Consider the following 9,060-nt stretch of genomic DNA (forward strand, 5'->3'; position numbering starts at 1 on the left):
GTGTGTCGTACCGGGCGCGTGGTTGCCGGGCCGGGGCGGCTTGTTGTGATCAGTTGAGTCCGCATCACCGTCGTAGAGAGGACCCCTCCATCATGAAGAGCATGCTCGGCAAGGCCCTGCTGACCGCCGTCGGCGCCCTGGCCGTGGCCGGTGTCGCGGCGCCCGCCCAGGCGCACGTGGACGCGGGCGGCGGCGCCCACCTGGTCGCCACCGCCGACGACCCGTTCGTCGCGGGCGAGGGCCACGGCTGGGCCGAGACCAGCAACATCTCCGTGATCGGCCAGGAGTGGGGCTGGGCCACCAGCACGGCCATCGGCGGCGGCGCCGACGGCGAGGCCCACATCGGCTGACCCGGCCGTACAGGCACCGGAGGCCGGGCCGCGGGGATCCCGCGGCCCGGCCTCTTCGGGTGCACCGCAAGGGGCGCGTGGGGGCGGCTCCTAGCGCAGCATCCCCGCGGCCTCGACCGCCCAGTAGGTGAGGATCTGCTCGGCGCCGGCCCGGCGGATCGAGGTGAGGGTCTCCATGATCATCCGCTCGCGGTCGACCCAGCCGTTGGCGGCTGCGGCCTCGACCATCGCGTACTCGCCGGAGACCTGGTACGCGGAGACCGGCACCGGGGAGGCGTCGGCGATCTGCCGCAGCACGTCCAGGTAGGCCATGGCCGGCTTCACCATGACCAGGTCGGCGCCCTCGGCGACGTCCAGCTCCAGCTCGCGCAGCGACTCGCGGGCGTTCGCCGGGTCCTGCTGGTACGCCTTGCGGTCGCCCTTGAGCGAGGAGCCGACCGCCTCGCGGAACGGCCCGAAGAAGGCCGAGGCGTACTTGGCGGTATAGGCGAGGATGCCGGTGTCCTGGTGGCCGGCCTCGTCCAGGGCCCGCCGGACCACGCCGATCTGACCGTCCATCATCCCGGACGGCCCGACCAGGTGGACGCCGGCGTCGGCCTGCACCACGGCCATCTCGGCGTAGCGCTCCAGGGTGGCGTCGTTGTCGACCGAGCCGTCCGCGGCGAGCACGCCGCAGTGGCCGTGGTCGGTGTACTCGTCCAGGCAGAGGTCGGACATCACGATCAGCTGGTCGCCGACCTCGGCGACCACGTCGCGGATGGCCTGCTGCAGGATGCCGTCCGGGTTGGTGCCCTCGCTGCCGACGGCGTCCTGCACCTCGGGGACGCCGAACAGCATGATGCCGCCGAGGCCTGCCTCGGCGGCCTCCACGGCGGCCCGGCGCAGGGTGTCCCGGGTGTGCTGGACGACGCCCGGCATCGAGGTGATCGGCTTCGGCTCGGTGATGCCCTCGCGGACGAAGGCGGGCAGGATCAGTTCGGCCGGGTGCAGGCGGGTCTCGGCGACCAGCCGGCGCATCGCCGGGGTCGAGCGGAGGCGGCGCGGGCGTACGGTCGGGAATTCGGCGGACAACTGCTGCTTCTCTCTCACGACACGAAACCGCCGGGGAGGCTCGGGGCCTCCCCGGCGGCGGGGTTCAGCGGGCGGCCTTGCGGCGCGACCCGGGGCGGCGCTCGCTCGGCCGGTAGACCGGTTCGCCGGCGGCGACCGCGGTGTCCCGGCGGCGGGCACCGAATTCGGCGAGGGCCTGGGCCAGCGCGGCGGCGGACGGCGCGGGCGCCATCACGTCGACCCGCAGGCCGTGCTCCTCGGCGGTCTTGGCGGTGGCCGGGCCGATGCAGGCGATCACCGTCACGTTGTGCGGCTTGCCGGCGATGCCGACCAGGTTCCGCACGGTGGACGACGAGGTGAAGAGGACCGCGTCGAAGCCGCCGCCCTTGATCGCCTCACGGGTCTCGGCCGGCGGCGGCGAGGCGCGCACGGTGCGGTACGCCGTGACGTCGTCGACCTCCCAGCCGAGCTCGACCAGGCCGGCCACGAGCGTCTCGGTGGCGATGTCGGCGCGCGGCAGCAGCACCCGGTCGATCGGGTCGAAGACCGGGTCGTACGGCGGCCAGTCCTCCAGCAGGCCGGCGGCGGACTGTTCGCCGGAGGGCACCAGGTCGGGCTTCACGCCGAAGTCGACCAGCGCCTGGGCGGTGGTCTCGCCGACCGCCGCGACCTTGATGCCGGCGAAGGCGCGGGCGTCCAGGCCGTACTCCTCGAACTTCTCCCGGACGGCCTTGACGGCGTTGACCGAGGTGAAGGCGATCCACTCGTAGCGGCCGGTCACCAGGCCCTTGATCGCCCGCTCCATCTGCTGCGGGGTGCGCGGGGGCTCCACCGCGATGGTCGGCACCTCCTGCGGGACGGCGCCGTAGCCGCGCAGCTGGTCGGAGAGGCCGTGCGCCTGCTCCTTCGTCCGCGGGACGAGGACGTTCCAGCCGAACAGCGGCTTGGTCTCGAACCAGGAGTGCGAGGCGCGGTGGGCGACCTGCTCGCCCACCACGGCTATCACCGGCGTCGCCGGGTCGACCGGGGCCGACACCGGGGAGGGCAGCACCCGGGCCGCCTTCAGGTCAGCGGCGATGCCGGCCAGCGTGGAGGTGAAGGTGCGCTGTCGGGTGGTGGTGCCCGACAGGGTCGCGGAGAGCGCGGCCTCCGGCTTGCGGCCGTTGGCGACCAGCGCGTTGGCGGTCGCCGGCAGCTGGCCGAGGGTGGTGCGGACGACCAGGGTGGTCTCCAGCGCGCCCAGGTCGACACCGGCGCCGCCGAGCAGCGCCGCCGCGTCGACGAAGCGCACGTCCGCGCCCTGGCTGCTGCGCAGCGGCACACCGGCGTAGGCGGGGACGCCGACCGACTGGGCGACGCCCGGGATCACCTCGAAGGCGATCGCCGCACCCGCGCAGCCGAGCATCTCCTCGGCGGCGCAGCCGTCCAGGCCGGGGTCGCCGTCGACGGTGCGCACCACGTGCTTGCCGGCGCGGACGGCGTCCGCGACGAGCTTGGCGACGTCGAGGCCCGTCTCCTCGGCGGGGTTGTGCACCTGGACGCCGGCCGGGCAGTGCGCGCGGACGGCGGCCGCGGTGAGCGGGTCGGCGATCAGCACGTCGGCGGAGGCCAGCACGTCGACCGCGCGGAGGGTGAGCAGACCGGGGTCGCCCGGGCCGGCTCCCAGGAAGGTGCAGCGGCCGGACGGCTGGGCCGGGCCGTTGGAGGGGCTGGTGGCGGCGGTGGGGCTCATCGGTTTCGCTCCCCCATCAGGCCGGCCGCCCCCTGGTCGAGCAGCCGGGCAGCGAGCGCGCGGCCGAGGGCCGCCGCCTGCTCCTCGGCCGTCCCGTCCAGGACGAGCGGGCCGGTGGCGGTCATTCTCAGCAGAGTGGCGCCGTCGGTGGTGCCGACCACGCCCTCCAGCCGCAGTTCGGTGCCGGCCCAGGTGGCCAGCGCGGCGACGGGCGCCGAGCAGCCGGCCTCCAGGGCGGCGAGCAGGGCGCGTTCGGCGACGACCGCGGCCCGGGTGGGCCGGTGGTCGAGCTCGGCGAGCTGCGCGGCGAGCGCGGCGTCCGTGCACTCGACGGCGAGGGCGCCCTGGCCGGGGGCCGGGACCATCAGCTCGGCGTCGAGGTGCTCGGTGATCTCGGCGCCGCGGCCGAGCCGGTTGAGGCCGGCGGTGGCGAGGACCACCGCGTCCAGCTCACCGGAGGCGACGTAGCCGATCCGGGTGTCGACGTTGCCGCGTATCGCGACCGTCTCCAGGGCGGTGCCGCGGGCGGCGGCCCAGGCGTTGAGCTGGGCCGTCCGGCGCGGGGAGCCGGTGCCGACGCGGGCGGTGCGGCCGCTGCCGGCGAGCTTCTCGACGAGTTCGCCGAGCGTCAGGCCGTCCCGGGCGACGAGGGCGTCGCGGGAGTCCTCGCGCTCCGGCACCGCCGCGAGCAGCAGGCCGGCCGGGGCGGCGGTGGGCAGGTCCTTCAGGGAGTGCACGGCGAGGTCGATGCGGCCCTCCAGGAGGGCGTCGCGCAGCGCCGAGACGAAGACGCCGGTGCCGCCGATCTGCGCCAGCGCCTCGCGGGAGGTGTCGCCGTAGGTGGTGATCTCCACCAGTTCCACCGGGCGGCCGGTGACCCGGCTCACCTCGCGCGCGACCATGCCGGACTGCGCCATGGCGAGGGCGCTGCGCCTGGTGCCGAGGCGCAGCGGCTGCTCGGGGGCGCCCGGGGGGCTGCTCAGTTGACCATTCATGGGGTGCTCGTCCAGGTCGTGCCGGTGGGGGTTGACGGGGTTCATCCGGCCGCTCCGCCGCGGGGGGCGTGGCCGGTGCCCGGCGAGGCTGCCGGGGTGCCGGAGACGGCGTGCACGGCCGCCGGGTCCAGGTCGAAGAGCTCGCGCAGCGCGTCCGCGTAGGAGGCGCCGCCGGGCTCCGCGGCGAGCTGCTTGACCCGCACGGTGGGGGCGTGCAGCAGCTTGTCGACGACGCGGCGGACGGCCTGGCCGATCTCGGCGCGGGAGCGCTCGTCGAGGTCGGGCAGCCGGGACTCCAGCCGGGCGAGTTCGCCGCTGACGACGTCGGAGGCCATCGAGCGGAGCGCGACCACGGTGGGGGCGATCCGGGCGGCGCGCTGGGCGGCGCCGAAGGCGGCCACCTCGTCGGCGACGATGCCGGTGACGGCGTCGACGTCCGCGGCGCCGGGGCCGTCGGCCGAGTGCGCGTGCGAGAGGCTCTCGATGTCGACCAGCAGGGCGCCGGGCAGCTCGTGGACGTCGTGGTGGACGTCGCGCGGCATCGCCAGGTCGAGGAAGGCGAGCGGGCCGTCGCCGGTGCGGGCGCCGACCGCGGCGGCGACCTGCTCGGCGGTGACGACCACGCCGGCCGCGCCGGTGCAGGAGACCACCAGGTCGACGTCGGCGAGCGTCTCGGGGACCTTGGCGAAGTCGACGGTGCGGCCGGTGCCGAGGATGGTGACCAGCCGCTCGGCGCGTTCGGCGGTGCGGTTGGCGATCAGCAGGTCGGTGACGCCGGAGCGCACCAGGGTGGCGGCGGCGAGCGAGCTCATCGAGCCGGCGCCGACGACCAGGACGCGCTTGTCGGCGATGGCGCCGGCGCCGGCGGCGACCTGCTCCAGGCCGAAGGTCACCAGGGACTGCCCGGCCTTGTCGATGCCGGTCTCGCTGTGGGCCCGCTTGCCGACCCGCAGGGCCTGCTGGAAGAGCTCGTTGAGGCCGCGGCCGGCGGTGTGCTCGTCCTGGGCGCGGGCCAGGGCGTCGCGCAGCTGGCCGAGGATCTGGCCCTCGCCGACGACCATCGAGTCCAGGCCGCAGGCCACCGAGAAGAGGTGGTGGACGGCGCGGTCCTCGTAGTGGACGTAGAGGTGGGCGGTGAGCTCCTCCAGGTCGACGCCGCTGTGGTGGGCGAGCAGCAGGGAGAGCTCGGCGACGCCGGCGTGGAACTTGTCCACGTCCGCGTAGAGCTCGATCCGGTTGCAGGTGTTGACCAGGGCGGCCTCGGCGACGGTGGCCGAGGCGGCGGCGTCGTGCAGCAGGCGGGTGGGGACCTCGCCGGTGAGGGCGGCGCGCTCCAGCACGCCGACCGGGGCGGTGCGGTGGCTCAGTCCGACGACGAGCAGGCTCATGCCGGCATCACCGCCGAGAGGTCGCCCTCGCCGCCGGCGGGGGTGGCGCCGCCGGCCGGGGCGGCGGTCTTGGCGGCCCGGCCCTGGGCGGACCGGTCGGTGCCCTTGGCGGGCTCCGCCTTGGTCGCGCCGCCCGCGGCGCGGCGCAGCTTGGCGGCCGCGGCGCGGACCGGGCCGGGGGCCCGGTCGAGGACGGAGTCGCCGCCGCCGGGCTCCTCGCCGGCCTTGCGCTGCTCGTGGAAGGCGAGGATCTGGAGCTCTATGGAGAGGTCGACCTTGCGCACGTCCACGCCGTCCGGGACGGTCAGCACGGTGGGGGCGAAGTTGAGGATGCTGGTGACGCCGGCCTCGACGAGCCGGTCGCAGACCTGCTGGGCGGCGCCGGGCGGCGTGGTGATCACGCCGATGGAGACCTGCTGGCTCTCGACGATGGACTCCAGCTCGTCCATGTGCCGCACGGGCAGGCCCGCGGCGGTGGTGCCGACGACGCCGGGGTCGGCGTCGAGCAGGGCGGCGACCCGGAAGCCGCGGGAGGCGAAGCCGCCGTAGTTGGCGAGGGCGTGGCCGAGGTTTCCGATGCCGACGATGACGACCGGCCAGTCCTGGGTGAGACCCAGCTCACGGGAGATCTGGTAGACCAGGTACTCGACGTCGTAGCCGACGCCGCGGGTGCCGTAGCTGCCGAGGTAGGAGAAGTCCTTGCGGAGCTTGGCGGAGTTCACGCCGGCGGCGGCGGCCAGCTCCTCGGAGGAGACGGTGGGGACGGACCGCTCGGAGAGCGCGGTCAGGGCCCGCAGGTAGAGGGGGAGGCGGGCGACGGTCGCCTCCGGGATACCCCGGGCACGCGAGGGTCGGCGCGCGGCGCCGGTGTCGGGCGCCTGCGAACTGCTCTGGGTGGGTCGGCCGATTGCCACGGTGCTCCCGAGGGTGAAGCTGGGCTTAGGCAGCCAGGCTATGCGTTTGTGAACGTGTGCACAAAGATGGTGTCCGATTTGTCCCTCCACAGTGATGCGCATCACTCACCTCCCTGCGGGGCCGCCGCCGATCCGGGGGCCACCGGAGCGCCTGCCCCGTGACCGGCCGCACCCTGCGGCCACGGGCCGGGCGCGGTCTCCCGGCGCAGCAGCGGGACGAGCTCGCCGCCCGCCAGCGAACGGGCCCGGCCGAGCCGCGGCCAGGGCACCGGCGCGGTGTCCCGGGGCGGCTCCGGGCGGTCGGCGGGCGGCAGCGCCCCGGCCCGGGCGTAGTGGCGGAGCAGGTCGGCACAGGCCCGGGCGTCCCCCATCGCGGTGTGCGCCGGGTACCAGCCGAGGCCGGCCTCCCGGACGCAGGCGGTGAGGCCCCAGCCGACGGCGGCGGGCAGCCGGGTACGGGCCATGCGCATGGTGCACAGCAGCGGGACGGGCGGCAGCGGCACCCCGATCCGGGCGTACTCGCGCTCCAGGAAGGCGTGGTCGCAGGTGACGTGGTGGCCGACCATGACCCGGTCCGCGAGCAGGTCGAGCAGGTAGGGGGCGACCTCGCGAAAGCGCGGGGCGCCGACCACGTCGTCCTGGGTGATCCGGTGCACGTGGGTGGGCCCGACCGGCCCGCCGGGGTCGATCAGGGTGGAGAAGGTCTCCTCGGTGCGGAGACCGTCGTCCAGCAGGACGACGGCGACCTCGACGACCCGGTGCCGCCAGGGGCTGCGGCCGGTGGCCTCGACGTCGACGACGGCATAGCCGCCCATCGCGCTCTCTCCTTCGCCTGCGGCCCCCGGCGGACACGAAACAGGCTCGATCGTAAGCCGACGAATTCACCGATTCGGCGGGTGATCTCTATCGGGTCGGCAACGATTCGGCTCCGCACCCCCGCCGATCGGCGGGGGTGCGGGCGGGCGCGACGGCGGGCGGCGGTGGCGGACGGTGCGCGGACGCCGGCCGGATCAGGCGCCGAGGGCGGCGCGCAGACGGCGCTCGTCCACCCGCCAGAAGTCGTGCTGGCGGCCGTCGATCAGGGTCACCGGGATCTGCTCGGCGTACTGGTGGTACAGCGCCTCGTCCTGGGTGATGTCCTTCTCCTCGAAGGCGGCGCCGAGTTCGCCGGTGACCCGGACGAGGATCGTGCGGGCGTCGTCGCACAGGTGGCAGCCGGGCTTGCCGATCAGGGTCACCACCCGGTCGGCGGGCTTCTTGTTCTTGTCGCGTCGCAGCAGGCTCACCCGGCCATTGTGCGCCCGTGGCGCGGGTCACTGCGCCGATGCGCACCGTTAACGGCTCCTGCACGCGGGCGTCACGGGAACCCCTTCCCGGCTGGCTATGCTCGGTCCATGGCCGCGCTACGAAGGCTCCACCTCGCAAGGCGTTCCCCCGACGAGCGGACCGCGCTGGCGGGCGAGGCCGCCGCCGACGCGGCCGAGGCCGGCCTGATCGCCGCCACCGGGCGGCGCACGGACGGGGCCGGGACGGCCGCGGTCACGCAGAAGAGCGCGGAGAAGGCCGAGAAGACGGAGAAGGCCGGACGCGGCAGGAAGGCCCCCGCCGAGGACCACACCCCGACGCCCGACGACCCCCGGGCGGCCGCTTTCTTCGACTGCGACAACACGATCCTGCGCGGCGCCGCGATGTTCTACCTCGGCGTCGGACTGTACCGGCGGCGGTTCTTCACCCGCCGCGACGTGGCCCGCTTCGTCTGGCAGCAGACCTGGTTCCGGCTGCACGGCTCGGAGGACCCGGCGCACATCGCGGACGCCCAGGACACCGCGCTCGGCCTGGTCGCCGGCAAGCGGACGGCCGAGCTGGAACAGATCTGCGAGGAGATCTTCGAGGAGGTCATCGCGGACAAGGTCTGGCCCGGCACCCGGGCGCTCGTCCAGATGCACCTCGACGCCGGGCAGCGGGTCTGGCTGGTCACCGCCGCCCCGCAGGAGATCGCCCGGATCATCGCCCGCCGGCTGGGCATGACCGGCGCCCTGGCCACCGTCGCCGAGACCTCGAACGGCGAGTACACCGGCCGGCTGGTGGGCGGCCTGCTGCACGGGCCGGCGAAGGCGGCCGCGGTGCAGGCGCTGGCCCGCCGCGAGCAGCTGGACCTCTCCCGCTGCGCGGCGTTCAGCGACTCCGCCAACGACATCCCGATGCTCAGCCTGGTCGGCCACCCCTACGTGGTGAACCCGGACGCCTCGCTGCGCCGACACGCGCGGACGCACGGCTGGCGGGTCCGCGACTTCCGGACGGGCCGCAAGGCCGCCAGGGTCGGGCTGCCGGCCGCCGCCGGGCTCGGCGTCGCGGCGGGTGCCACGGCCGCGGCCCTGGCCGCCCACCGGCGCCGCCGCACCGCCTGAGCCCGCGGCCGGAACCGACCCCTCGTCACATGCGCCCTGGTCCGGGGCGGTTGCCGGGGCGTCCACCCGCGGCCCGTCAACTCCTCACACGTGCGGGCGACATCGGGCGGACGGCTGCGGTTCGCGCCCGCTTCACTCTTGACCGGATCCGATCGTTCGGCCCCTCGGGAAAGTTGTGGGTTACCGGGCCGCGAGGCAGGGAAAGCGCCCGCCCTTCACTCGA

The 9,060-nt window shown here is 75.1% G+C and carries 9 protein-coding genes; 2 read left to right on the forward strand and 7 right to left on the reverse strand.

All coding sequences use genetic code 11. From position 1 onward, the window contains the following. The first annotated feature begins 92 nt into the window (after positions 1-92). On the forward strand, positions 93-350 hold the full coding sequence (locus AB0O09_RS07065; RefSeq protein ID WP_344621361.1) for a hypothetical protein: 258 nt from the start codon (positions 93-95) through the stop codon (positions 348-350). 90 nt (positions 351-440) lie between these two features. Here AB0O09_RS07065 and hemB read toward each other — a convergent pair whose 3' ends face one another. The 7 genes from hemB to AB0O09_RS07100 form a co-directional block, all read right to left on the reverse strand. Next, positions 441-1,439, reverse strand: coding sequence for a porphobilinogen synthase (hemB, locus tag AB0O09_RS07070; protein WP_359978109.1), 999 nt, complete (start codon positions 1,437-1,439; stop codon positions 441-443). Positions 1,440-1,485: 46 nt separating this feature from the next. Continuing rightward, a complete protein-coding gene (locus AB0O09_RS07075; protein WP_363540549.1) occupies positions 1,486-3,132 on the reverse strand; it encodes a bifunctional uroporphyrinogen-III C-methyltransferase/uroporphyrinogen-III synthase in 1,647 nt (548 codons plus the stop codon). Beyond that, positions 3,129-4,127, reverse strand: coding sequence for a hydroxymethylbilane synthase (gene hemC / locus AB0O09_RS07080; protein ID WP_363540575.1), 999 nt, complete (start codon positions 4,125-4,127; stop codon positions 3,129-3,131). The genes AB0O09_RS07075 and hemC overlap by 4 nt, the downstream gene beginning before the upstream one ends. 41 nt (positions 4,128-4,168) lie before the next feature. Beyond that, positions 4,169-5,515 (reverse strand): glutamyl-tRNA reductase, encoded by a 1,347-nt coding sequence (locus AB0O09_RS07085; protein WP_363540550.1) that lies wholly within the window; start codon positions 5,513-5,515, stop codon positions 4,169-4,171. After that, positions 5,512-6,429: a redox-sensing transcriptional repressor Rex gene (locus tag AB0O09_RS07090; protein WP_363540551.1), complete on the reverse strand. Its 918-nt coding sequence runs from the start codon at positions 6,427-6,429 to the stop codon at positions 5,512-5,514. The genes AB0O09_RS07085 and AB0O09_RS07090 overlap by 4 nt, the downstream gene beginning before the upstream one ends. Positions 6,430-6,530: 101 nt before the next feature. After that, a complete protein-coding gene (locus AB0O09_RS07095) occupies positions 6,531-7,244 on the reverse strand; it encodes a 3'-5' exonuclease (RefSeq protein ID WP_363540552.1) in 714 nt (237 codons plus the stop codon). A 195-nt stretch (positions 7,245-7,439) separates the two neighbouring features. Continuing rightward, positions 7,440-7,715: a glutaredoxin family protein gene (locus tag AB0O09_RS07100; protein WP_344621355.1), complete on the reverse strand. Its 276-nt coding sequence runs from the start codon at positions 7,713-7,715 to the stop codon at positions 7,440-7,442. 108 nt (positions 7,716-7,823) lie between these two features. Here AB0O09_RS07100 and AB0O09_RS07105 point away from each other — a divergent pair, with 108 nt between their 5' ends. Further along, positions 7,824-8,837 (forward strand): HAD-IB family hydrolase, encoded by a 1,014-nt coding sequence (locus tag AB0O09_RS07105; RefSeq protein ID WP_363540553.1) that lies wholly within the window; start codon positions 7,824-7,826, stop codon positions 8,835-8,837. Positions 8,838-9,060: the final 223 nt, after the last annotated feature.

The sequence above is a fragment of the Kitasatospora sp. NPDC093679 genome, assembly GCF_040683455.1.
Classification (GTDB): domain Bacteria; phylum Actinomycetota; class Actinomycetes; order Streptomycetales; family Streptomycetaceae; genus Kitasatospora; species Kitasatospora arboriphila.

Bases quoted from the DNA above. Each gene is read 5' to 3' on its own strand.
- AB0O09_RS07065 (WP_344621361.1), top strand. From the start codon at position 93: ATGAAGAGCATGCTCGGCAAGGCCCTGCTGACCGCCGTCGGCGCCCTG.
- AB0O09_RS07075 (WP_363540549.1), bottom strand. From the start codon at position 3,132: ATGAGCCCCACCGCCGCCACCAGCCCCTCCAACGGCCCGGCCCAGCCG.
- hemC (WP_363540575.1), bottom strand. From the start codon at position 4,127: ATGAATGGTCAACTGAGCAGCCCCCCGGGCGCCCCCGAGCAGCCGCTG.
- AB0O09_RS07085 (WP_363540550.1), bottom strand. From the start codon at position 5,515: ATGAGCCTGCTCGTCGTCGGACTGAGCCACCGCACCGCCCCGGTCGGC.
- AB0O09_RS07095 (WP_363540552.1), bottom strand. From the start codon at position 7,244: ATGGGCGGCTATGCCGTCGTCGACGTCGAGGCCACCGGCCGCAGCCCC.
- AB0O09_RS07105 (WP_363540553.1), top strand. From the start codon at position 7,824: ATGGCCGCGCTACGAAGGCTCCACCTCGCAAGGCGTTCCCCCGACGAG.